At 66.9% G+C, this 23,270-nt stretch carries 20 protein-coding genes; 14 read left to right on the forward strand and 6 right to left on the reverse strand.

Features of this window, described 5'->3' with window-relative positions:
• The first annotated feature begins 52 nt into the window (after window positions 1-52).
• The 6 genes from ACSQ3Q_RS06285 (at window position 53) to ACSQ3Q_RS06310 (ending at window position 7,396) form a co-directional block, all read left to right on the forward strand.
• On the forward strand, window positions 53-1,648 hold the full coding sequence (locus tag ACSQ3Q_RS06285) for an ABC transporter ATP-binding protein (protein WP_436133546.1): 1,596 nt from the start codon (window positions 53-55) through the stop codon (window positions 1,646-1,648).
• Window positions 1,641-2,714, forward strand: a complete 1,074-nt coding sequence (locus tag ACSQ3Q_RS06290) for an ABC transporter permease (protein WP_436133547.1) — start codon at window positions 1,641-1,643, stop codon at window positions 2,712-2,714. The genes ACSQ3Q_RS06285 and ACSQ3Q_RS06290 overlap by 8 nt, the downstream gene beginning before the upstream one ends.
• Window positions 2,714-3,634, forward strand: a complete 921-nt coding sequence (locus ACSQ3Q_RS06295; RefSeq protein WP_436133548.1) for an ABC transporter permease — start codon at window positions 2,714-2,716, stop codon at window positions 3,632-3,634. Before ACSQ3Q_RS06290 ends, ACSQ3Q_RS06295 begins: the two co-directional genes overlap by 1 nt.
• 135 nt (window positions 3,635-3,769) lie before the next feature.
• On the forward strand, window positions 3,770-4,942 hold the full coding sequence (locus tag ACSQ3Q_RS06300; RefSeq protein ID WP_436133549.1) for a BMP family ABC transporter substrate-binding protein: 1,173 nt from the start codon (window positions 3,770-3,772) through the stop codon (window positions 4,940-4,942).
• A gap of 126 nt (window positions 4,943-5,068) precedes the next feature.
• Window positions 5,069-6,121, forward strand: a complete 1,053-nt coding sequence (locus tag ACSQ3Q_RS06305; RefSeq protein ID WP_436133550.1) for an adenosine deaminase — start codon at window positions 5,069-5,071, stop codon at window positions 6,119-6,121.
• A gap of 117 nt (window positions 6,122-6,238) precedes the next feature.
• Entirely contained in the window at window positions 6,239-7,396 is a 1,158-nt protein-coding gene (locus tag ACSQ3Q_RS06310; RefSeq protein ID WP_436133551.1) for a BMP family ABC transporter substrate-binding protein, read from the forward strand.
• Between the two features lie 38 nt (window positions 7,397-7,434).
• Here the strand turns inward: ACSQ3Q_RS06310 and ACSQ3Q_RS06315 are convergent, their stop codons facing one another.
• Entirely contained in the window at window positions 7,435-7,848 is a 414-nt protein-coding gene (locus tag ACSQ3Q_RS06315; RefSeq protein WP_436133552.1) for a DUF4189 domain-containing protein, read from the reverse strand.
• Between the two features lie 205 nt (window positions 7,849-8,053).
• Here ACSQ3Q_RS06315 and guaD point away from each other — a divergent pair, with 205 nt between their 5' ends.
• The 3 genes from guaD (at window position 8,054) to ACSQ3Q_RS06330 (ending at window position 10,658) form a co-directional block, all read left to right on the forward strand.
• Window positions 8,054-9,352: a guanine deaminase gene (gene guaD / locus ACSQ3Q_RS06320; protein ID WP_436133553.1), complete on the forward strand. Its 1,299-nt coding sequence runs from the start codon at window positions 8,054-8,056 to the stop codon at window positions 9,350-9,352.
• An 81-nt stretch (window positions 9,353-9,433) separates the two neighbouring features.
• Window positions 9,434-10,006 (forward strand): dCTP deaminase, encoded by a 573-nt coding sequence (dcd, locus tag ACSQ3Q_RS06325; RefSeq protein WP_436133554.1) that lies wholly within the window; start codon window positions 9,434-9,436, stop codon window positions 10,004-10,006.
• A gap of 250 nt (window positions 10,007-10,256) precedes the next feature.
• A complete protein-coding gene (locus ACSQ3Q_RS06330; protein ID WP_436133555.1) occupies window positions 10,257-10,658 on the forward strand; it encodes a hypothetical protein in 402 nt (133 codons plus the stop codon).
• An 85-nt stretch (window positions 10,659-10,743) separates the two neighbouring features.
• Here the strand turns inward: ACSQ3Q_RS06330 and ACSQ3Q_RS06335 are convergent, their stop codons facing one another.
• The 3 genes from ACSQ3Q_RS06335 to pcp all read right to left on the reverse strand — a co-directional run bounded on the left by ACSQ3Q_RS06335 (window position 10,744) and on the right by pcp (window position 14,211).
• The gene (locus ACSQ3Q_RS06335) at window positions 10,744-12,450 is read right to left on the reverse strand and encodes a diguanylate cyclase (protein ID WP_436133556.1); all 1,707 of its coding nucleotides are present in this window, start codon (window positions 12,448-12,450) and stop codon (window positions 10,744-10,746) included.
• Window positions 12,447-13,439: a delta(1)-pyrroline-2-carboxylate reductase family protein gene (locus tag ACSQ3Q_RS06340; RefSeq protein WP_436133557.1), complete on the reverse strand. Its 993-nt coding sequence runs from the start codon at window positions 13,437-13,439 to the stop codon at window positions 12,447-12,449. Before ACSQ3Q_RS06340 ends, ACSQ3Q_RS06335 begins: the two co-directional genes overlap by 4 nt.
• 94 nt (window positions 13,440-13,533) lie before the next feature.
• Complete coding sequence (pcp, locus tag ACSQ3Q_RS06345; RefSeq protein ID WP_436133558.1) at window positions 13,534-14,211, reverse strand: pyroglutamyl-peptidase I; 678 nt, start codon at window positions 14,209-14,211, stop codon at window positions 13,534-13,536.
• Between the two features lie 273 nt (window positions 14,212-14,484).
• Here pcp and ypfJ point away from each other — a divergent pair, with 273 nt between their 5' ends.
• The 3 genes from ypfJ to ACSQ3Q_RS06360 all read left to right on the forward strand — a co-directional run bounded on the left by ypfJ (window position 14,485) and on the right by ACSQ3Q_RS06360 (window position 19,303).
• Entirely contained in the window at window positions 14,485-15,366 is an 882-nt protein-coding gene (gene ypfJ / locus ACSQ3Q_RS06350) for a KPN_02809 family neutral zinc metallopeptidase (protein WP_436133559.1), read from the forward strand.
• A gap of 55 nt (window positions 15,367-15,421) precedes the next feature.
• Entirely contained in the window at window positions 15,422-17,617 is a 2,196-nt protein-coding gene (locus ACSQ3Q_RS06355) for a SulP family inorganic anion transporter (RefSeq protein ID WP_436133560.1), read from the forward strand.
• A 162-nt stretch (window positions 17,618-17,779) separates the two neighbouring features.
• Window positions 17,780-19,303, forward strand: a complete 1,524-nt coding sequence (locus ACSQ3Q_RS06360; RefSeq protein WP_436133561.1) for a DEAD/DEAH box helicase — start codon at window positions 17,780-17,782, stop codon at window positions 19,301-19,303.
• Between the two features lie 466 nt (window positions 19,304-19,769).
• Here ACSQ3Q_RS06360 and ACSQ3Q_RS06365 read toward each other — a convergent pair whose 3' ends face one another.
• Entirely contained in the window at window positions 19,770-20,615 is an 846-nt protein-coding gene (locus ACSQ3Q_RS06365) for a symmetrical bis(5'-nucleosyl)-tetraphosphatase (RefSeq protein ID WP_436133562.1), read from the reverse strand.
• A gap of 610 nt (window positions 20,616-21,225) precedes the next feature.
• Between ACSQ3Q_RS06365 and ACSQ3Q_RS06370 the strand changes: the two genes are divergently transcribed.
• Complete coding sequence (locus ACSQ3Q_RS06370) at window positions 21,226-21,528, forward strand: H-NS histone family protein (protein WP_436133563.1); 303 nt, start codon at window positions 21,226-21,228, stop codon at window positions 21,526-21,528.
• A 243-nt stretch (window positions 21,529-21,771) separates the two neighbouring features.
• On the opposite strand, the gene ACSQ3Q_RS06375 is transcribed toward ACSQ3Q_RS06370, so the two are convergent.
• Window positions 21,772-22,641 carry a helix-turn-helix domain-containing protein gene (locus ACSQ3Q_RS06375; RefSeq protein WP_436133564.1) on the reverse strand — a complete coding sequence of 290 codons (870 nt, stop codon included), beginning with the start codon at window positions 22,639-22,641 and terminating at the stop codon, window positions 21,772-21,774.
• 123 nt (window positions 22,642-22,764) lie between these two features.
• Here ACSQ3Q_RS06375 and ACSQ3Q_RS06380 point away from each other — a divergent pair, with 123 nt between their 5' ends.
• A complete protein-coding gene (locus ACSQ3Q_RS06380; protein ID WP_436133565.1) occupies window positions 22,765-23,172 on the forward strand; it encodes a hypothetical protein in 408 nt (135 codons plus the stop codon).
• The last annotated feature ends 98 nt before the right edge of the window (window positions 23,173-23,270 follow it).

Raw genomic sequence — 23,270 nt, forward strand, 5'->3', positions numbered from 1 at the left:
AAGGCATTTTTGCTCCAATAACCAGCGATAAGAACTGAGAGACAATCCCCGCATGAGTTCACCTCCTACTCCCCACACCCCGGGCGTGGCCCCGCCCCGGCTGCAGCTGGTGGGCATCACCAAGCGCTACCCGGCGGTGGTGGCCAACAGCGGTGTCTCGCTCACCGTGTTGCCCGGCGAGATCCATGCGGTGCTGGGCGAAAACGGCGCGGGCAAATCCACGCTGATGAAGATCATCTACGGCTCGGTCAAGCCCGACGAAGGCAGCGTGTCCTTCAACGGCCAGGCCGTGCAGGTGCGCAACCCGCACGAGGCGCGGGCCCTGGGCATCGCGATGGTGTTCCAGCATTTCAGCCTGTTCGATACGTTGACCGTGGCCGAGAACGTGTGGCTGGGCCTGGACAAAAGCCTGCAGCTCGCCGAGGTCACGCAGCGCATCACCGCCAAGGCGGCCGAATACGGCCTGGACATCGACCCGCTGCGCCCCGTGCACACCCTCTCGGTAGGCGAAATGCAGCGCGTGGAAATCATCCGCGCCCTGCTCACCAACCCCAAGGTGTTGATCCTCGATGAGCCCACCTCGGTGCTCACGCCCCAGGCGGTCGAAAAGCTCTTCGTGGTGCTGCGCAAGCTGGCCAGCGAGGGCTGCAGCATCCTCTACATCAGCCACAAGCTGCATGAGATTCGCGCGCTGTGCACGGCCTGCACGGTGCTGCGCGGCGGCAAGGTCACCGGGGTGTGCAACCCGGCCGAGGAATCCAATGCGTCGCTCTCGCGCCTGATGATCGGCGCCGAGCCGCCGGCGCTGGAGCATCGCGCGGTGCAGACGGGCGCCACGGTACTGCGCGTACAAGGCCTGTCGCTGCCGCGTGCCGACCAGTTCGGTGTGGACCTCGTCGACCTGCAGTTCGAAGTAAAAGCGGGCGAGGTTGTCGGCATTGCAGGCGTGTCGGGCAACGGCCAAAAGGAATTGCTCTACGCGCTGTCGGGCGAAGACACACGCGCCGAACCCGCCAGCATCCAGGTGGCCGGGCAGAACGCGGGCCGCATGGGCCCGAGCCAGCGCCGCGCGCTCGGCCTGCACTTTGTGCCCGAGGAACGCCTGGGCCGCGGGGCGGTGCCCACCATGGGCCTTGCGCACAACCTGCTGCTCACGCGCACCAACTCGGTGGCGGGCAGCGGCTGGATCAAGGTGGGTGCGCTGCAGGACCATGCCAAGGCCCTCATCGAGCGCTTCAACGTGAAGGCGGGCGGCCCCCACGCGGCGGCCAAATCGCTGTCGGGCGGCAACCTGCAAAAGTTCATCGTGGGGCGCGAGATCGACGCCAACCCGAAGCTGCTCATCGTCTCGCAGCCCACCTGGGGTGTGGACGTGGGGGCCGCTGCGCAGATCCGCGGTTCCATCCTGGCGCTGCGCGATGCGGGCTGCGCGGTGCTGGTTGTCAGCGAGGAGCTGGACGAATTGTTTGAAATCTGCGACCGGCTGCATGTGGTGGCCAAGGGGCATTTGTCGCCGCAGGTAGCACGCGCCGACGCCACGGTGGAGCAGATCGGCGAATGGATGAGTGGCCTGTGGAATGCCGATGTGCAGGCGCATCTGGCCCACAGCGGCCAAAGCGCCCACGGTGCGGAGGTGCAGCATGCTTAAGCTGGAACCGCGCCCCCAGAGCTCCAAGCTTTGGACATATGGATCGCCGCTGCTGGCGCTGGCGTTCACGGTGCTCATTGGCGTCGCACTGTTCATGGCGCTGGGCAAAGATCCGGTGCGCGGGCTGCAGGTGTTTTTCTGGGAGCCCATCAAGTCGCAGTACGCCATCGGCGAACTCATGGTCAAGGCCACGCCGCTGTTGCTCATCGCGCTGGGCCTGGCGGTGTGTTTTCGCTCCAACGTGTGGAACATCGGCGCGGAGGGTCAATTCGTTATCGGCGCCGTGGTGGCTGGCGGCGTGGCGCTGCTGGCCGACAAGACCACGGGCCCGTGGATCGTGCCCGCCATCCTGGTCGCGGGCGTGCTGGGCGGCATGGCGTGGGCGGGGCTCACGGCGCTGCTGCGCGACAAGTTCAATGCCAACGAAATCCTGGTCAGCCTGATGCTGGTGTACGTGGCCACGCTGGTGCTGGGCTACCTGGTCTACGGCCCGTGGAAGGACCCCATGGGCTACAACTTTCCGCAGACCAAGACGTTCGAAAAAGTCACGCAGATCCCGCGGCTGATGCAGGGCTCGCGCATGTCCATCGGCCTGCTGCTGGCGCTGGCCGGGGCTGCTGCGCTGTGGGTGTTTTTGTTCCGCACCCGGGCGGGCTTTGCCCAGCAGGTGGGCGGGCTGGCGCCGGCGGCTGCGCGGTACGCGGGCTTCTCGTCGCGCCGCGCGCTGTGGACGGCGCTGTTGATCTCCGGCGGCGCGGCCGGGCTTGCAGGCGCGCTGGAGGTGGCCGGGCCCATCGGCCAGCTCACGCCGTACGTGCCGGCGGGCTATGGCTTTGCAGCCATCATCGTGGCGTTTGTCGGGCGGCTGCACCCGGTCGGGATGATTCTGTCGGCCATCCTGATGAGCATGTTTTACATCGGTGGAGAACTCGCGCAGTCGCGCCTGGGCCTGCCCAAATCGCTCACCGGCGTGTTCCAGGGTTTGCTGCTGTTCACGCTGCTGGCCTGCGACACGTTGATTGCCTATCGCGTTCGCTGGGTGGGCAGCAAGAAAGGAGGTGTCTGATGGAGTCTTATGCACTGCTCATCGGCGCCACGCTCAGCGCAGGCACCGTATTGGCCATTGCGGCCCTGGGCCTGCTCATCAACGAAAAGGCCGGCATCGTCAACCTGGGCGCCGAGGGCATGATGCTCTGCGCCGCCATCGCCGGGTTTGCCACCGTGGTGCACACGGGCAACACCTGGTTGGGTTTTGCCGCGGGCATGGCGGCCGGGGCGCTGCTTGCGGCCATCTTTGGCGTGCTGGTGATCTGGCTCAACACCAACCAGTACGCCACAGGGCTCGCGCTGTCGCTGTTCGGCGTGGGCTTTTCGGCGTTTGCGGGCATCAGCTTCGTGCAGGCCAAGCTTCCCGAGCTGCCCAAGTACGCCATTCCGGTGCTGTCTGATGTGCCGCTGCTCGGGCCCGCGCTGTTCCAGCAGCACCCGCTGGTGTATTTGACGATGCTGCTTGTGGCAGGGTTGATCTGGTTCTTGTACCGCTCGCGCGCGGGCCTCGTGCTGCGCTCGGTGGGTGAGTCGCCCGAGTCGGCCCATGCGCTGGGCTACCCGGTGCGCCGCATCCGCCTGGCCGCGGTGGTGGCCGGCGGGGCGCTGTGTGGTCTGTCGGGCGCGTACATCTCCACCGTCTACACGCCGCTGTGGGTCGAAGGCATGGTGGCTGGCCGCGGCTGGATCGCGCTGGCCTTGACCACCTTTGCCACCTGGCGCCCGGCGCGGGTGCTGCTGGGGGCTTACCTGTTTGGTGGCGTCACGATGCTGCAGTTTCACCTGCAGGCCACGGGCGTGCAGGTGGCGAGCCAGTTGCTCTCCATGCTGCCGTACGTCGCCACCATCGTGGTGCTGGCGCTGATCTCGCGCAATCCGGCATGGATCCGCATCAATATGCCCGCGTCGTTGGGCAAGCCGTTCTACCCGGGGTCATAGGGTTGGCCCGCGTCTTGCGTTCGCGGATACCGCTGAAAAACCTTTGGTTACCGTCCGGTAGATCGGACCATAATCACCGATTTCGTCCCCTGCCGTTGTAAATCTCTCTTCATCTTCATCCATAAGGAAACCGACATGACTGATCTGCAGAAACGCTCCCTGTTCAAGGTGGCAGCGCTCTCCGCCATCGCCGCCGCCGCGCTCGTGGGCTGTGGCAAGAAGGAAGAAGCTGCACCAGCCGCGCCGGCTGCGCCCGCCCCCGAGCCCGTGGCATCGGCCCCCGCGCCGAAGCCAGAGCCTCTGAAGATCGCGTTTGCCTATGTCGGCCCGGTGGGTGACGGCGGCTGGTCGTTTGCCCACGACAACGGCCGCAAGGCCATCGAGAAGGAATTCGGCGACAAGGTCGTGACGAGCTTTGTGGAAAGCGTGCCCGAGTCGGCCGACGCCGAGCGCGTGCTGCGCGACCTGGCCGGCCAGGGCAACAAGCTGATCTTTGGCACGACCTTTGGCTACATGGAATCCATGCTCAAGGTGGCCGAGGACAACAAGGGCATCAAGTTTGAGCACGCCACCGGCTACAAGACGGCCGAGAACCTGCGCACCTACGACAGCCGCACCTACGAAGGCGCGTACATGGCCGGTGTGATTGCCGGCGCCATGACCAAGACCAACACGCTGGGCGTGGTCGGCTCGGTGCCAATCCCTGAAGTGATCCGCAACATCAACAGCTTCACGCTGGGTGCGCAGTCGGTCAATCCCAAGATCAAGACCAAGGTGGTGTGGGTGAACGAATGGTTCAGCCCACCGAAAGAAACGGAAGCCGCCACTTCGCTGATCAATGGCGGCGCCGACGTGCTGTTCCAGAACACCGACTCCCCCGCCGTGCTGAAGACCGCGCAAGAAAAGGGCAAGCGCGCGTTCGGCTGGGATTCGGACATGACGGCCTACGGCCCCAAGGCCCACCTCGCATCGGCCATCATCAACTGGGGCCCGTACTACATCAAGGCCACCAAGGATGCGCTGGATGGCCAGTGGGCCAGCGGCCAAAGCTGGTGGGGCGTGAAGGAAGGCGCGATCGACATCGTCTCCATCGCGGAAGACGTGCCGGCCGACACCAAGGCCAAGGTCGAAGCCGTGAAAAAGGGCCTGGCCGACGGCAGCTTCCAGATCTGGAAGGGTCCGATCGTGGGCCAGGACGGCAAGGAAGTGCTGGCCAAAGACGCTGTCGCTGACGACAAGTTCCTGGGTGGCGTCAACTTCTACGTCAAGGGCGTCGAGGGCAAGATCCCCGGCGGCGACAAGAAGTAGCCTTCTGTTGAAAGCGGGTGCGCACCTTGTGGCGCGCACCACCCAGGGCCGCTGTCTGCGGCCCTTTTCGTTGGTGCCGCGCCAGTGCATGATGTGGCATCGCAGACCTACAAGAGCCCCACCGCCATGTTCAAAGTCCCGCCCATCTCCGCCGCGCAACTGCCCACCTTGCTGCGTGCCATGCCCAAGGCAGAGCTGCACATCCACATCGAGGGCTCCCTCGAGCCCGAGCTGATCTTTGCGCTGGCGCAGCGCAACGAGTTGACGCTGCCCTATGCCAACGTGGAAGCGCTGCGCAGCGCGTATGCGTTCAGCAACCTGCAGAGTTTTCTCGACATCTACTACGCCGGGGCCAGCGTTCTGCTGCACGAGCAGGACTTCTACGACATGGCGCGCGCCTACCTGGGCCGGGCTGCGCGCGACAAAGTGCTGCACGCCGAATTGTTCTTTGATCCGCAGACCCACACCGAACGCGGCGTGGCGATGGAGACCGTGATCAACGGCCTGCACCGCGCCTGCCAGGACGCGCGCACCGAGCTGGGTATCAGCGCCACGCTGATCCTGTGTTTCTTGCGCCACCTGAGCGAGGAGTCCGCGTTTGAAACGCTCGAGCAGGCACTGCCGCTCATCGACAAGATTGTGGGCGTGGGGCTCGACTCCAGCGAACTGGGCCACCCGCCCGAGAAGTTTGCGCGTGTGTTCGCGCGCTGCCGCGAGCTTGGCCTGCACCTGGTGGCCCATGCGGGCGAGGAGGGTCCGCCGGCTTACATCTGGAGCGCGCTCGATGTCCTCAAGGTCGAGCGCATCGACCACGGCGTGCAGGCCGTGCACGACGCGGCGCTGATGCAGCGACTGGCGCAAGACCGCATCGCACTCACGGTGTGCCCGCTGTCCAACCAGAAGCTGTGCGTGTTCCCCAATCTGGCGGATCACAACCTGGGCAAGCTGCTCGATGCGGGGCTGGCCGCCACCGTCAATTCCGACGACCCTGCCTACTTTGGCGGCTACATCAACGACAACTTCACGCAGGTGTTTGCGGCCACGGGCCTCACGGCCAAGCATGCCTACCAATTGGCCTTCAACAGCTTTGAGGCCAGCTTTGCGGGCAACGCCGACAAGCGTGTGTGGGAGCACAAGCTCAAGGAGACCTTCGAGCGCTGCGTGGAGCACGACTACTGACGACCCCTCTGGCGGACCTGCCGGCCAGCCGGCATGCCCGCGGTAAAATAGCGCGAAAGGCTGCTGTCCCGGCAGCCTTTTGCTTTTTCTGCCATCGGGACCATGTAGAGGAACACCATGTACAAAAACCTCGCCACCGCACTGCGTGCGGGTTGTGTGAGTGCGCTTTTTTCTGGCGCCGTTTTCATTCTTGCCACCTCCCCCTTCACCGCCGCTCCCGCGTTCTCGCAGACCGCGGCTGTGGCCAAGGCGCCACCCGCTGGCCCCGTCAAAGCCGGGTTTGTGTATGTCTCGCCCATCACCGAAGCGGGCTGGACGCGCCAGCACGACGAAGGCCGCAAGGCCGTCGAAGCAGCCCTGGGCGCGCAGGTGCAGACCACCTTTGTCGAGAACGTGGCCGAGGGTGCTGACGCCGAGCGCGTGATCCGCGACCTGGCCGCCACGGGCCACCAGATCATCTTCACGCCCAGCTTTGGCTACATGGAGCCCACGCTCAAGGTCGCGCAGGATTACCCGAACGTGAAGTTCGAGTCCATCACGGGCTACAAGACAGCGCCCAACGTGGCGGTGGCCAATGCGCGTTACTACGAGGGCCGCTACCTTGCGGGCATCGCGGCGGGCCGCATGAGCAAGACCGGCGTGGCCGGCTATGTGGCGGGGTTCCCGATCCCCGAGGTGCTGCAGGGCATCAATGCCTTCACGCTGGGCATGCGCTCGGTCAACCCCAAGGCGACGGTCAAGGTCGTGTGGCTCAACGTGTGGTTCGACCCCCCCAAGGAGCGTGACGCCGCCATGGTGCTCTTCAACCAGGACGTGGACGTGATGGCGTTTCACACCGGCTCCACGGCCGTGATGGCGGCCGCGCAGGAGCGCGGCAAGATGGCCGTGGCCTACCACTCGGACATGCGCAAGGCCGGGCCCGATGCGCAGATCGTGGCCGTGACGCACCAGTGGGGCCGCTACTACACGGAGCGCGTGCGCGCGGTGCAGGGCGGCACCTGGAAAAGCGGCAACCTCTGGGGCGGTGTGCGCGAGGGTTTGATCCGCGTGGGCGACTTCGGTCCCAAGGTGCCGGCTGCCGTGCAGCAGGAAGTGCTCGCCGCACAAAAGGCGATCGGCGCCGGGCAGCTGCAGCCGTTTCGCGCCAGCGCCAAGGCCGCCGTACGCGACAACGAAGGCCATGAGGTGATCGCCGCCGGCCAGGCGTTGACCGATGCGCAGATCCTGCAGATGAACTGGCTGGTGGAAGGCGTGCAGGGCAAGGTCGCGCGCTGACGGTGCGGGCCGAGGAGGTCGCGCAGATTCGTAGTTCTCTATCGCGCGGCGCCCGCCGTGCAGGACCAGGTCAGCACGCGGCAATCGTCCGCCGTGCATTGCGCCAGCGCCTTGCGTTCGGCCTCGCGGCGGTTGGCGCCGGTGGCGGCGCCATAGCGCTCGCGGCCTGTGGCCAGCGCGCCGCAGCCGTTGGCAAACCACATCATTGACTGGCAATGGCTGCCTGCGCACTCACGCACCGCACGCTCCTCGGCCGCCGCGCGGGTCGGGTGGTCGAACGAGAACCCATAGGCCCGGGTGCGCTTGTCGAACGCGATGGCGCCGTACAGGTTGTTCTTGCCTGCCGTTGATTTCTTGGGTTCGGGGTGAGCGCCCGCGGCCGCCACGGGCATTGCTGCGGTGACCGCCAGGAGGAGCGCAGTGAGCAGGGCAGTGAGTTTTCTCTGGGACATGGGGCGGTGCCTTTCGTGGGTTCCCGGCTGCGTGCAGACATGCCGTTGCCGCGCAGCATATGGGCCGGGGCAGTGGTTGGGCCGTGTCGCGGCACGCTGGGCAGCGCAAAGCGTGAAATCCTTCCGGGATGCCGCGATCACGGGCCGATAGAGGTTATCGCCGCGCCGGTATGGCCAGATCTGTCCCGGCCGCTAAGCTATCCCCATGCCCGTATACCGTTCAGCCCTTTTGCGATTTGCCGACGATGGCTCGGCCCTGTATGACGAAGACGGCCTGCTGGCCATTGGCCCTGACGGCGCGGGCCGCCAGCGTGTGCTGGCAGCAGGCGCATGGCAGACCCTCGCGCCCCAGTACGCCGGTCAGCCCGTGACGCACCTGCCGGGGCGCATTCTGGCGCCCGGTTTTGTGGACATGCACATCCACTTTCCGCAGACCGACGTGATCGGCTCGCCCGCGCCCGGCCTGCTGCCCTGGCTCGAGAACTACACCTTTCCGCACGAATCGCGGTTTGTCGACCCGGCCTACGGGGCGCAGGTGGCGGGCTTCTTCGTCGATGAGCTGCTGCGCAACGGGGTGACCACGGCACTCACCTTTGCCACCTCGCACCCGGCGAGCGTGGATGCGTTGTTTACCGAAGCGCAGCGCCGGCACCTGCGCATGATCACCGGCAAGGTGCTGCAGGACCGCCATTCGCCCGACGGCGTGCGCGACGAAACGGAGCAAAGTTTGGCGCACACCGAAGCCCTGATCCAGCGCTGGCACGGCGTGGACCGCCTGGGTTATGCGATCACGCCGCGTTTTGCGCCCACCAGCACGCCCGAGCAGCTGCGTGGCGCAGGCGAGCTGGCGGCGCGCTATCCCGACGTGTGGATCCAGTCGCATGTGGCCGAGAACCTGGACGAGATCCGCTGGGCGCGCGAGCTGTTCCCGGCGTCGCGCAGCTACCTGGCGGTGTATGACGACTTTGGCCTGATGCGCGAGCGCGCGGTGTACGCGCACTGCATCCACTTCGACGACGACGACCGGGCGCTGATGAAGGACACCGGTACCGTGGCGGCCGTCAGCCCGACGAGCAACCTCTTTCTGGGCAGCGGTTTTTTCGACTACGCGGGCGCCGATCGCGTGGGTTTTGGCTACGGCCTGGCCAGCGACGTGGGCGGGGGGACGAGCTTCAGCCCTTTCAAGACCATGCTGGCGGCGTACTACGTGGGCCGTGAGGGGCAGAGCAAACAGGGCGTGAGCCTGTCGCCCCAGCAGCTGTGGTGGCAGCACACGGCGGGTGCGGCCCGGGCGTTGGGCCTGGGCGGGGTGGTGGGCAACCTGCAGCCGGGCTGCGAGGCGGATTTTGTGGTGCTCAACCCCCGCGCCACGCCGCTGCTCGCGCGCAAGACCAGCCAGGCGAGCAACCTGGATGAGCTGTTGTTTGCGCTGATCGTGCTGGGCGACGACCGGGTGGTGGAGGAAACGGTGATTTCTCAAGCAAAATACGGCTCCAGCGCTTGATCATCAAGCGCTAATAGCTACATATTTCATAGCGCCCGGCCGTGTATCGACTGCCTGGGCCACAGCGCAGGGAGTTCACCGATGAGCATCAAGAGCGACAAATGGATCCGCCGCATGGCTGCCGAGCACGGGATGATCGAGCCCTTCGAGCCCGCGCAGGTGCGTGAGGCCGAAGGCCGCAAGATCATCAGCTACGGCACCAGCAGCTACGGCTACGACATCCGCTGCGCGCCGGAATTCAAGGTTTTCACCAACATCCACAGCACCGTGGTGGACCCGAAGAACTTTGATGAAAAGAGCTTCGTGGACTTTCACGGCGACAGCTGCATCATCCCGCCCAACAGCTTTGCGCTGGCCCGCACGATGGAGTACTTCCGCATCCCGCGCAATGTGCTGACGATCTGCCTGGGCAAAAGCACCTATGCCCGCTGCGGCATCATCGTGAACGTAACGCCCTTCGAGCCCGAATGGGAAGGCTACGTCACGCTGGAGTTCTCCAATACCACCCCGCTCCCGGCCCGCATCTACGCTGGCGAAGGCTGCGCGCAGGTGCTGTTCTTCGAGAGCGACAAGGACGACGTGTGCGAGGTGAGTTACCGCGACCGCGGCGGCAAGTACCAGGGGCAAGTCGGGGTCACGCTGCCCAAGGCCTGAAGAAGGGTTGGCCTGGGCAATTCACCCGCATCGGGTGTTGCCATGGACGCCTGTGGCAAGGCAGCCGGGCGCCTTGGGTCGCAGGCTGCGAGCCCTGAGCGGCGGCAGGGCGTTTCCGTTTGCACCGTACTGGCCGGCGGCCGGTGTCCTACACCGGCGCAGCTTTTTGGCTGAAGTGCAAGCGCACGTAAGGTTTCTAGCATGGTGTCATGCACCGGATGTTCCGGCCGCACGACGAAAGGAGTTCCCCATGCTGATCTTTGCTGCACCCGCCGCACCCGTGCAGAACCGGGGTGCAGATCGTTCCCCTGGGGCCGCGACCGAGCCTAGCGCCTTCCCTGCGCACGACCGGGGGGCTACCCACGATGGCCGCACGGGCGCGCTGCACGCTACTTACTGGCCGTGCGAACTCCTGAACGCCTTCACCCTCAAGATGGCCAGCCTGGGCCGTTGTGTGAACACCGACATGATGCTGGGCCACCGGCCCTATGCGCTGCAGCAGCTGGCTGCGGCACGGGCCTCAGACGACACGGCGCTGAGCGCACTGGCCGCGCGGCTGCAGGTGTATTTCGATGCCGCGGCGCCCGACGGGTGCAAGGTCGCTGCCGCACTGGACGATGAGGCGTCGCGCGGCGAATTGCTGCTGGTCTGACACCACTGTTTGCGCTAAGGGGTAAAAAGGGTACACAGCGCCCGGCGCGCTGCCTTGCGCTCAGTCGCCTCAGCTGGCGCTGATTTCAGGCCTCCACACACACCCGGTTGCGGCCCTGGCCTTTGGCTTCGTACAAAGCAGCATCTGCGCGGCGCAGGACGGAGGCGCTGGTGTCTTCCGGTCCGCGCACGCTGGCCACGCCCGCGCTGACGGTGATCTGGCCCACGACGGGGTCTTGCTGCTCTGCCATCGCCACCACGAGCGACTCGGCAATCGCCCGCGCGCCGGTCAGGTCGGTGTCGGGCAGCAAGGCGACAAATTCTTCGCCCCCAAGCCGCGCCACCACGTCCGAATTGCGCAGCCGTACCTCGAGCGTGCGTGCCAGCCGGCGCAGCACCTCGTCGCCTGCCTCGTGGCCAAAGGTGTCGTTCACGCGCTTGAAATGGTCCACATCCACGGTGATCAGGCTCAGCGGCCGTGCGCCGCGGCGGGCCAGCGCCAGGGCAAACGCCATCTGCGTTTCAAAGCCACGGCGGTTGAGCAGGCCCGTGAGGACGTCGGTGCGGGCCTGAAGGTCGAGCGCCCGGTTGGCGGCCTCCAGCTCCAACGTGCGCAGGCGCACCTTCTCTTCCATGGCTTCGCGGGCGGTGAGCAGGTGGTGCGTCATGCGGCGCAGCGCGCCCGCGAGCTTGCGCACCTCGCGGCTGCTCGTGGCCTGCGGGATGCGGGTGCCGGGGGTGTTGGCTTCGACCGCGCTGGCGGCGCTGGCCAGCGCGTACAGGTCGTCGCTCAGGCGCCGCGCGGCGAGCCACGCCAGCGCGGCCGCCAGCAACGCGGCCGTGAGGCCGATGGCCAAGGCCATGCGCACCGTGCGGCCCGCTTCCGCAAAGGCCACTTCCACGGGTTCGCGCGCCACGATGCGCCAGCCCAGGTCGCTGGCGGTGTTGCGCGGCTGCAGCGGCGTGGTGGCGGTCAGGTAGTCGCGGCCGTCCAGCCAGCGCACAACGGCAATCGACGGCTGGGCGCCCGCCACGCCGGTGCTGCTGGCCGGGCCCGGGCTGGCCTCTGGCAGGCGCTGGCCGGCGGCCTGCAGGGCCTGCGTTTGACCATCGGGTGCAAAGATCAACTGGCCTGCGCGGTCGAACACGAAGAGCTCCACCGCAGCGGCGTCGGTGCGCGGCGGGGTGAGGCTCTCGATGACCTCGCGCGTCCACTCCCAGCTGCCGTGGATGCCGAGCACGCCGACGGTGGTGGGGCCGATGCGGATCGGTGCCGCGAAGTCCACAAAACGGTATGGCTCGCCCGAGGCCTGCGGTGGCAGCAACTGCTCCAGCAATTTGGCGGGGTGGACGTCGCCCACGTAGAGCTTCTCCAGCCCCGCCTTGAACCAGGGCCGTTCCAGCACGCTCTGGTTCACGAGCAGCCCGCCGGTGGCGGTGCGCACGATGCCTTCGGCGTCGGCCACGCCGATCCACACGCTGTTGGGTTGGGCGGCCTGGCTGCGCGACAACATGTGGTGGGCCTCGGGCGCATCCAGCCCCTTGACCCACACGACCTCGGCGGTGGCCAGCACCTCGGCTTCGCGGCTGCGATCAAGCAGGCCGTTGGCCAGCAACTTGCCGGCGTTTTCAGCAATCCTCTGCAGGGTGGCGCCCGCATCGCGTTCGTTGCGCAGCTTGATCAGCTCGCCAAAACCCAGCGACAGCAACACGGCCAGCGCGGCCATGATGGCGCCAAACACCAGCGCGATCTGTGCGCGCAGGCTCAGGTCGGAGAAGCGGCGCGCCCTCATGGTGTGGCCCACCCGGGTTGGTCGGCGAGGGCGGCGGTGCCTGCAGCGCTGGCTTCGGCAGGGCCGCGCAGGGCCAGCCGCGCGGCTGCCAGGTCCCACCCGGCCCAGCCGCAGCTCTTGAAGAGCACCGGCCCTGTGCGCTGGATGCGTGGCCCTTGCAGCACATCGCGAAGGGTGGGGAGCGTGCCGACATCGATGCCGGCTTGCAACAGGTCGCCGGCCTCGTGCCGCGCATCGGGCGTGTCGACGACGATGTGGCCGTGCTCGGCGATGTGCTGGCACAGCGCCGGGGACAGCTCCGCCATGGTGGGCGTGAACGCACCCACTGCGGCGAGAAAGGCATCGGCCAGGGGCGGCGTGTGGAGCACCACGCTGTGCGCGGGGGTGCAGGTCACGATCAGGGGGCAATGGCGGACTTCGGCATTGGCGTCATCCACCACCCGGGCTTTGACGCCCAGGGTGCGGGCGTGCTGCGCCAGGGCCTGCGCGCTGGCCGGGCTGCGCGACGCCACGCGCACATCCCGAACCCCGAGCCCATGCACGAACGCCTCAAGGTGCGCGACCCCCTGCACTCCGGCGCCGACGATGAGGAGCGGGCCCTGCGGCTCGTGGGCCAGGTGCCGGGCGGCCAGCAATGATGCGGCGGCTGTGCGCCGCGCGGTGATGGTGGGGCCGTCCAGCACCAGCCGGCGCTCCCCGGTGGCCACGTCGAAGACCACCACATCGCCCTGGATGGCGGGGCGCCCGGTGCCGGCGTTGGCGGGTGTCAGGGTGATGAGCTTGGTCATGGCCACCCGGCTGTCGGTGGCAGGCATCACGAACAAAGTGCCGCCCTGCGGCAGCGGCAGCACGCTGCGGGCGGGCACCAGCACCGATCCATCGCGCAGCACGGCAGCAATTTCGTCAGCCAGCGCGGCCCAGGGCAACCGCGCCGCAGTTGCGGCCGCATCGAGGGTGCGAGGGGGCTCGGGGCGGGGCGAAGCGTGCATGCCGGAACTGTACACACGCCAGGGCGCACCGGGGGGCGGGCAAGCCCCAGTGGCGGTGATTGGCAGGCAGGGCGTGCGCGCGCCGCCGCCTACGTCAGTGCGTGGCGCCTGCGCCCAGCGCGATGTCCTCGTGCGCCAGCACCGCCGCCCAGAGCGCCATGTACAGGCCCCGCACCATGTCGCGCAGGGGCAGGTAGGGCGCGCCTTGCCCTGGTAGCCAAGGCACATGGATGAAGCCACCGCGCACGCCCGCCGCGCCGCCGGAGCGCGTCGCCAGCAGGTGCATCAGCCCGTACAGGACATGGTTGCAGACAAAAGTGCCAGCGGTCTGCGACACCTCGCCGGGCACGCCCGCGCGCTGCACGCCGCGCAGCATGGCCTTGACGGGCAGGCTGGCAAAGTAGGCTGCGGGGCCGGCCGGCACAACCGGTGTGTCGATGGGCTGGGCGCCTGTGTTGTCCGGAATCCGCGCATCGTTGATGTTGATGCCCACACGCTCGATCGACAGCGCGGTGCGCCCGCCGGCCTGGCCCAGGCACACGACCATCGACGGCCGGTGCGCTTCAAGCAGTGCTTCCAGCTGGTACAGCGAGCGGCCAAACACCGTGGGCAGTTGCGCCGCCACCACCCGGTGCCCGCCGACGCGCTGGCCGTGCAGGGCTTGGGCGATGAGCCAGCTCGGGTTGAGCGTGTCGCCACCAAACGGGTCAAACCCTGTGAGCAGGATCACCCGTTCGCCGGGCGGCGCGTAGTGGGAGGCGTGGTGGAGCATGGTGTGGAGCGCCAAGTTGGCCGGGATGGCCGCGCTCGGCATCGTAATCCGGCGCGGAACCCGCGAACCCGCGGACGCGTTGGGAAAGTGCCGGGCTGGACGCCGTGTGGCGCAAAGCACGCTCTGCGGCCCCACTGGCCATTGCTGCAGTTTTGCGGGCTGCCCCGTCCTCAAGGCAGCGCGTGTTTTGCGCTCTCTTCCTGCAAAGCCGCACCGGCCGCGGCGCGTAATATGGCGGCCATGCCTTCCACGGGGAGGGCGCTGGAGACTGGCATGAAATGGGAAGGCAATCGCGAATCCGACAACGTGGAAGACCGCCGGGGTGACGGCGGCGGCGGTGGCGGCTCGCCAATCTTTGGCGGGCGCAGCATCGGTATCGGCACGATCGTGGTCGCGCTGGTGGGCGGGTGGGTGCTGGGCATCAACCCGCTGACCATCCTGGGCATGCTGAGCGGAGGCGCGCCACCGGCGCAGGTGCAAAGCCAGGGGCCGGCCCAGAAGCCCCCGGCGGACGACACCATGGCCCGGTTCGTCTCGACCGTTCTGGCCGACACCGAAGACGTGTGGCAAGGCGTGTTCCGCGAGGGTGGCGGGCAGTACAAGGAGCCGCGGCTGGTGCTGTTTCGCGGCGCCACGCAGACGGCCTGCGGCACCGGCCAGGCGGCCATGGGCCCGTTCTACTGCCCGGCCGACCAGAAGGTGTACATCGATCTGGGTTTCTATGAAACCTTGAAGACCCGGCTGGGCGCGCCCGGCGACTTTGCCCAGGCCTACGTGATCGCCCACGAGGTGGGCCACCATGTGCAAAACCAGCTGGGCATCAGCGGCAAGGTCGACCAGATGCGCGGCCGGGTAAGCAAGGCCGAATACAACCAGCTGTCGGTGCGCCTGGAGCTGCAGGCAGACTGCTTTGCCGGTGTGTGGGCCCACCACGCGCAGAACGCTCGCAAGATCCTGGAGCAGGGCGACGTGGAAGAAGCCATGAACGCCGCCGCCAAGATCGGCGACGACGCGCTGCAACGTTCAGGTGGTGGGGCGGTGGTGCCCGAGAGCTTCACCCACGGCACCAGCGCCCAGCGCCAGCGTTGGTTCAACAACGGCTTGCAGAACGGCAGCGTGAAGGGCTGCGACACCTTCAGCACCCGCAGCCTGTAGCCGGCGCAACGACCTACTCACCAACTCATCGCAGCGCGCAGCGGCCCAGCACCTCATGCCATCCGCCCCGCAGTCACAACCTGCACCGCTTCAGCCTCCCGCCTCTACCGGCTGGAACACGCTGGAGCCGGAAGCGGCTGCACCGCAGGCGTCCGGCACTGCTGCCGCGTGGTCGGCGGCGGCTGTCACCGTGCCGCACGCGGTGGGCCTTGGTTTGCTGGCGTTTGCGCCGCTGGCGGGAGACCACTCGCTGGCCGCGCTGGCGTTGTGGTCCGCTGCGCTGCCAGGGCTGTTGCTCACGCTGGTGGTGCCGCGCCCCGGTGTGGTCTATGCGCCCACCACCGTGGTGGCGCTGCTGTTTGCCGCGGTGCTGGCCACAGCGCACGGCGCCGCGCCGGGCCTCGGCCTGAGTGCCCGCCAGGTGCTGGCTGTGAGCGGGGCCACGGTGGCGCTGGCGTTTGTTTTCCAATGGCTGCTGGGCGTGCTGCGGCTGGCGTCGGTGGCGCGTTTTCTGCCGATTTCGGTCACCCATGGTTTTGCTGCCGGCGTAGGCCTGTCGATGGTGCTGGGGCAGGTGCGCAACGGCTTTGGCGCGGGCATGGACGCGCTGTGGGACGCCCGCACAGCCTGGCATGCGCTGGCCGCGCTGGCCGTGGTGGCACTGGCCTGGGCGCTGCGCCTGCGCTGGCCGCGCGCCCCCGGGCTGCTGACCGCCGTGGTCGTGGTGGCGCTGGCGGTGGCTTTGGCGGGCATCTGGGGCGTGGGGCTGGGCACGGTGTTTGCGCCCGCGGTGCAGCCCAGTACCTTTGCCGGGCCGCTGTGGCCCGACTGGACCGGCATCCCGTGGATGGCGCTGGCGCAGCAGCATGGCTCGGACCTTGTCGTGCTGGCGCTCTTGATGGCGCTGGTCAACAGCCTGGAGATCATGGTGTTCAACCAGGAGCTGGAGCTGGACCACGGCCTGCGCGGCAACGCCAACCAGACCCTCCGCAGCGAAAGCCTGCTGGGCGTGTTGTGTGGCCTGGCGGGGATGATCCCGGCCTCCACCAGCGCATCGCGCTCGCGCATCGTGCTGGCGCAGGCCGGCGGGTCGCCCGATGCCCCGCGCTGGCATGCGGCCATCATGCTGGGGGTGGCGGCCACGGGGGCCTGGTGGCTGCACTGGGTGCCCATGGCGTGCCTTGCGGGCGGGCTGGTGCTGGCGGGACTGATGCAGGTACCGGGCCTGATGTGGTCGCTGCGCTATGCCAAAAGCTCGCGCGTGACGTGGGCGCAGAGCTGGCTCGTGGCGCTGGTATTTGCGGTGATGGGCGGCGTGGGCGCGCTGGTGGCGGGGCTGGTGGTGGCCACGTTTGTGCTGCTGCACGATTCGGCCGCCAAGGTGCTGCGGCATGTGCGGCTGGACGGCGAGCTGCGTTCGCGCCGCCTGCGCCGCGCGGGGTCGGACACCTGGCTCGTGCCGCGCATGAACCAGGTTGCCGTGTTTGAACTGCAGGGCGTGATGTCGTTTGGCGTGGCCGCGCATTTGGCCGAGCAGGTGCGTTTGCTGCTGCAGCCGCGCCACCGCTGGGTGATTTTGGACGCGGCGCGCGTACCGGCGTGGGACAGCACGGCGCTGGCCCAGCTGCGTGCGCTGGTGCGCGACCTGGCGCAGCAGGGCGCATCGGCCGCCGTGGCGGGGCTCGACCCGATGGCCGCAGCGCATGCTGGCGAGCAGGTGCGCAGCTTTGCCGACCTGGACCGAGCGCTCGAATGGGCCGAGGCCGGCATTCTGCTGCAGCGCCCCATCGAGCAGCGGCCCGCGTACCCGCACCGCGACCTGCTCGGCGAGATCGGTGAGGGCGTGCCAGCCGCCGCCGGCGAGGCGCTGCAGGCCCTGCTGGTACCCCTGGCCGTGCCGGCCCGCAGCGTGGTGTTCAGCGCGGGCGACAGCGACCGCGACCTGCTGATCGTGCAGTCCGGCCATATCACGCTGGTCACGCAGTGGCCGCCAGAGATGGGCCTGCGCCTGGCCACGGTGGGGCCGGGCATGGCGTTTGGCGAGATGGCTTTTCTCAGTGGCGCGGCCCGCACCGCCAGCGCCGGGGCCGAGCGCCGGCCCGCCCAGCTGGTGCGCCTGTCGCGCAGCCATTTCGACAGCTGGGCCCGCCAATACCCCGAGGCTGCGCTCACGGTGATGAATAACCTCGCCATGATTGGGGCCCGCCGCCTGGGCGTTACCACGCGCCAGTTGCGGGCCGTGCTGGAGTAGTCTTCACGCGAAATTGGCCCCTAGCGCTTGATTGATAAGCGTTTATTGCTATGTAAATAATAGCAATCAGGTGGCTGATATCTCACATCCAGCCGGTGCCCTGATGTGCGCATACCTCAAAAAATAGCGTTTTCACGCGTCAATGCGACAATAGAGGGCTAAATGACAAGTTCCTTTTCCAATCTATCGCTGGCTGAGCCGCTGGCACGTGCCGTGGCCGAAATGGGCTACGAGTCCATGACTCCCATCCAGGAGCAGGCCATCCCGGTCGTTTTGACCGGCCAGGACGTGATGGGCGCAGCCCAGACCGGCACTGGCAAGACGGCGGCTTTTTCGCTGCCTCTGCTGCAACGCCTTCTCAAGCATGAAAGCAGCTCCACCTCCCCCGCGCGCCACCCGGTGCGGGCTCTGGTGTTGCTGCCCACACGAGAACTGGCCGACCAGGTCGCCCAGCAGATCGCGCTGTACGCCAAGTACACCAAGCTGCGCAGCACCGTGGTGTTTGGCGGCATGGACATGAAGCCGCAGACCATCGAGCTGAAAAAAGGCGTCGAGGTGCTGGTCGCCACGCCGGGCCGCTTGCTGGACCACATCGAGGCCAAAAACGCCGTGCTCAACCAGGTCGAGTACGTGGTGCTCGACGAGGCGGACCGCATGCTGGACATCGGCTTTTTGCCCGACCTGCAGCGCATCCTTTCGTACCTGCCCAAGCAGCGCACCACGCTCTTGTTCAGCGCCACGTTCTCGCCTGAGATCAAGCGCCTGGCCAGCAGCTACCTGCAAAACCCCATCACCATCGAAGTGGCCCGCCCGAACGAGACGGCCTCCACGGTGGAGCAACGCTTCTACAGCGCCAACGACGACGACAAGCGCCGTGCCATCCACCAGGTCCTCAAGACCCGGGGCATCAAGCAGGCCTTCATCTTTGTGAACAGCAAGCTCGGCTGCGCCCGCCTAGCCCGCAGCCTGGAGCGCGAAGGTCTCAAGACCACCGCATTGCACGGCGACAAGAGCCAGGACGAGCGCCTGAAAGCGCTGGAAGCTTTCAAGAGCGGCGAGGTCGACCTGCTGGTGTGTACCGACGTGGCCGCGCGCGGCCTCGACATCAAGGACGTGCCGGCGGTATTCAACTTCGACGTGCCGTTCAACGCCGAAGACTACGTGCACCGCATCGGCCGCACGGGCCGCGCGGGCGCCTCGGGCCTGGCGGTCACGCTCGTGTCCGGTAGCGACACGCGCCTGGTGGCCGACATCGAGAAGCTGATCAAGAAAAAGATCGAACTCGAAGCCATCGAATACGAAGAAGACCAGCCGCGTGGCCGCATCAATGACGGCCGCCGCGCCTGGCGCGAAGCGGGCGAGACCGGCGATGGGCGTGATGCCATCTCGGCCGCCCCGCGCCGCGAGCGCGAGCGTGATCCCCGCAGCGGCAGCGGGCGTGAAGGCCGCGAAGGTCGTGAGCCCCGCGAACAGCACCGCGGCTTTCGGCCCGCCGTCGCTTCGCGCGACCCATTCTTCGAAAAGCCGTACGAAGCCACTGCAGCCGCAGACGCCGCCCCCGCATGGGAAGCCGCCAAATCGGCACCGCGCAGCAGCGTGTCGGCCAACATCAAGCCCAAGCGCAAGGTGGCTGCGCTGTTCAAGGCGGTTCAGCCTGAGACCGAAACCGAGACTTCGACTCAATAATTGGTCTAAATGGCCGCTAGCGCTTGATGTGTAAGCGGTGGGCGCTATTTATTTGATAGTAAAAAGACTGGTCGAATCGCTGCCGTCCATCGTGGGGCCGAGAGGGCGAGCCCGTCAGCCCTGGGGCATCGACCGCACCAGCGCCGCATCGGTGGTGCTGACATTCAGCACTCTCCCTTTGCGCCGTTGCAGGAATCGCTGTGCGGCCGTATCTGCCAGCGCAGGGTCGTCGCCCGCGAACCTTGGGCTTGCGCGTACCGGGCTCTGCACATACAGCGCCGCCGCGCGAGCAGCCGCGCGTACCGTCCGTATCAGCGACGTAACAGGGGGCGTGGTGGCCTTGGCTGCATGCCGGCGTGCTGGCTCCCGCGGCCAGGCACATCGGCAACCTCAACGGCAAATCTAGACATAAGGGTGCCCGTTCGCCGCAAACGCTTGCGCGCCCGGCGCTCTGCTAGGGATGACCTCAGGCGCCCGGTGCCTGCGCCTGCTCGCAGTGCACCTGCAGCAACTCGCGGTCGGCCAGCGTGGCGCCAAAGCGCACCGCGCTCAGGCAGCCGCCCCATACGCAGCCGGTGTCGAGGCCAAGCAGGTCGCTGCGGTGGAGCCAGCCGAGCGTGGACCAATGGCCAAACGCAATCAGGGTGCCGGCAGTTTGGCGGCCGGGCACGTCGAACCAGGGCACCAAGCCGGGCGGCGCGGCGCTGGCGCTTTCGGTGCTCTCGAAATCCATGATGCCGTCAGCAGAGCAAAAGCGCAGCCGCGTGAGCGCGTTCACGATCACCCGCAGGCGATCCGTGCCCGTGAGGTCGTCGCGCCACTGGTCGGGGGTGTTGCCGTACATCGACTGCAAAAAGCCGGCAAGGTCCGGGCCGCGCAGCACTGCGGCCACCTCGTCGGCGCGCGCCAAAGTCTCTGCAGAAGACCAGGCAGGAAGCACGCCGGCGTGCACCATCAGCAGGGTTTCACCCGCGTGCTCGTGCGCGCGGGCCAGCGGCTGCTGGCGCACCCAGGCCAGCAGGGCATCGCGGTCGCTGGCTTCTAGCACCGAGGCCAGCGTGTCGCGGCGCGAGGGCTTGCGCGCGCCGTGCGCTGCCGCCAACAGATGCAGATCGTGGTTGCCGAGCAGGCAGCGCAGCGCGCCGTCCACGGCGACGCAGCGGCGCAGCACGGCGGCGGAGTCCGGGCCCCGGTTCACCAGGTCGCCGAGCAGGTAAACGGTGTCGCGGCTGGGGGAGAAGCCGATCTCATCGAGCAGGCGGCCGAGGGCCAGGTCGCAGCCCTGGATGTCGCCAATACAGTAAAGAGCCATGGGTCAGTGTCTGGTGTGAAGGTAACCGTGGATTCTGTGCTGATTGCGCGGTCGCGCTGGGCCGTCGTGGTCCAGGTGTTCAGTCGGGCTGTCTGTGAACTGTGCTTCGGGCCAGCCCGATGGGGTTTCCACTATTCGAAGTGCCAGGGGTTATCGCGCTCTCACGGAGTTTTTGCGCGAAATGCCACATTTTCTCCGGGGTCCAGGATGGGCGACAGGGTACGCAGCTCCCCACTGCCGTGCGCGGTTTAATCGGTTTCATTAAGCGAAACCGGGCCGGATTGCCGTAGGGATATGGCGGCATGTGAGGACGGCAATGGCGGCCCGCTGCACGTGTCGGGTGGTTCGCAGGCAGATTTACATTGCTAATCGCCAGCCGTCGGCATTCATTCCGAATTCCTTGGGTAACCCACCCATCGAAAGGATAGCTCTGCGCACTGACCGGCCGCTGGCTAAATCCGGCGGGCCGATGCCGAGGAGAATGATTTGCACCAATATGGTGGTTTCTGCGCTGAGTCGTAAAAATTCGATTTAATTTCAAAGCGGGCTGCACAGATGTATTACAGATTCCTATAATGGCGCGTCTTCATCCTTATTTAACCCAGACACCATGACCAGCTACAAAGAACTGTTGAAGCAGCGCGAAGCCCTTGAGCAACAAATCGGCGAAGCCCGCCGCCGTGAATTGTCGGACGCTGTGGCGCAGGTCCGTTCGCTGGTCACGGAGTTTGGCCTGACGGCCCAGGACGTGTTCCCCGCAGGCAAAGCCTCAGGCAAGACAGCACGCAGTTCCACCGCTGGTACCAAGGTAGCCCCCAAATACCGCAATCCCGCCACTGGCGAAACCTGGACTGGCCGCGGCAAGGCGCCCAAGTGGATTCAAAACGAAAATCGCGAAAAGTTTGTGATTTAAGGGCTTGGCCCCTGGTTAAAAAAACCCGCTGAAGCGGGTTTTTTTATGGGCGATGTTTTTTGAGGTCTAGGCCTGGAGGCGCCCCTACCACAGGCTGCTCCAACCTGCATCACGAGAGCACGCTGGTTTGGCCAAGGGTGTCGGCCGACCTTGGCGCGGCCATTCTGGGGTATTTGGTGATTTGTTTTGTGGCCCCAGCGATGAATCATGTCGCCCAGCGCTGTATTCCCGTCACCCTCGCGCTCAGGGGTTTTCCTCTGCCACCTTGCGCAATACCTGCGCCGTGAATTCGTCGGCCGGAAAGAACGACTCCACCGCCAGCTCTTGCAGCGTCACATCCACCGGCGTGCCGAATATCGTGGTGGTACTGATGAGTGACAACATGCCGTGCACGCTTTCAAAGCAGAACGGCATTACCACGCCCAGCATTTCCCCTGCCAGTACCAGTGCGTTGGCCTCGGCCGGCGCGGGATATTCCAGCAACTCCGCCTGCAGCGCGATCAGGGCCGGGTCGGCCGTGGCCTGGATTTGCTGGCGCAGGCGCTCGAACAGGTGGGCGCGCCACTGCGCCAGATTGGCAATGCGCGGCGCCAGGCCCTCGGGGTGCAGGCTCAGCCGGAACACGTTGATGGGTGGTGCGAGCAGAGCGGGATTGACATGCGCCGCCAACAGCGCCTGGGCCGCGCGGTTGGTGGCCACAACGTTCCAGCAGCGGTCCAGCGCAATGGCGGGGCAGGGTTCGTGGCCCTTGAGCACCAGTTCCACCGCCTGCCGCGCAGCTGCCAGGGCCGGGTCATCCAGCGCGCGTTCGCGGTACATGGGGGCATAACCCGCGGCCACCAGCAGAGCATTGCGTTCGCGCAGCGGCACGGCCAGGCGTTCGCACAGCCGCAGCACCATGTCGCGGCTGGGGTTGGTGCGGCCGGTTTCCATGAAGCTCACGTGCCGCGTGGAGATGTCTGCCTCGTCCGCCAGCTCCAGCTGGCTCAGGTGCCGCTGCTGGCGCCAGGTGCGCAGGTGGTCGCCAAACGATGCGGGCCCCGCCGGCGCCGGGCGGTGCGGCAGGGCGGGGCGCGGTGGGCGGTGCGATGGGGTGGATGCGGAGGAGGTCATGGGCCACATCCTAGGGTGAAAGCGCGCGCGGGCCATTACCTGGCAGGTCATCGACTTGGTGCGCCCGGGCGGCAACGATGCAGGCCTGTTCTTCATCGTTTTTACTTCACCAAGGAGCCTTCCATGTTCAACCTGATGTCGTCCCCCCGATTCCTGCGCGCTGTGGTCTGGTTTGATGCGTCCACCGGCGTTCTGCTGGGTGCCCTGCACCTGCTTCTGACCGAGCCGCTGGCCGTGTGGCTGGGGTTGCCTGTCGGGCTGCTGCAAGCATCTGGCGCGATGCTGCTGGGCTACGCAGCGCTTGCCATTGCGATCGCCCGGTCCGAGCCTATGCCCCGGGGCTGGCTGTGGGTGCTGATCGTGGGCAACCTTGCGTGGGCCCTGGCCAGCCTGGTGCTGCTGCTGGGCTCCACCCTCGCGCCCACGCTGCTGGGGCAGGCGTACCTGGTGGTGCATGTGGCGTCCGTGGCCATGTTGGCCGAGCTGCAATGGTTTGGCGTGCGCCGCCTGCCGGCCTGGGCTGCCGCGTAAGCTTGTGTTTAATTTGCTACAAAAGTGATAGCTGCCGGCGCTTGCTAATCAAGCGCTGGCAGCTGTTTTTCTCGAAATCGGGGGCGAACGGCCACACG

It is taken from the genome of Acidovorax sp. LjRoot129 (assembly GCF_964253765.1).
GTDB lineage: Bacteria > Pseudomonadota > Gammaproteobacteria > Burkholderiales > Burkholderiaceae_C > Acidovorax.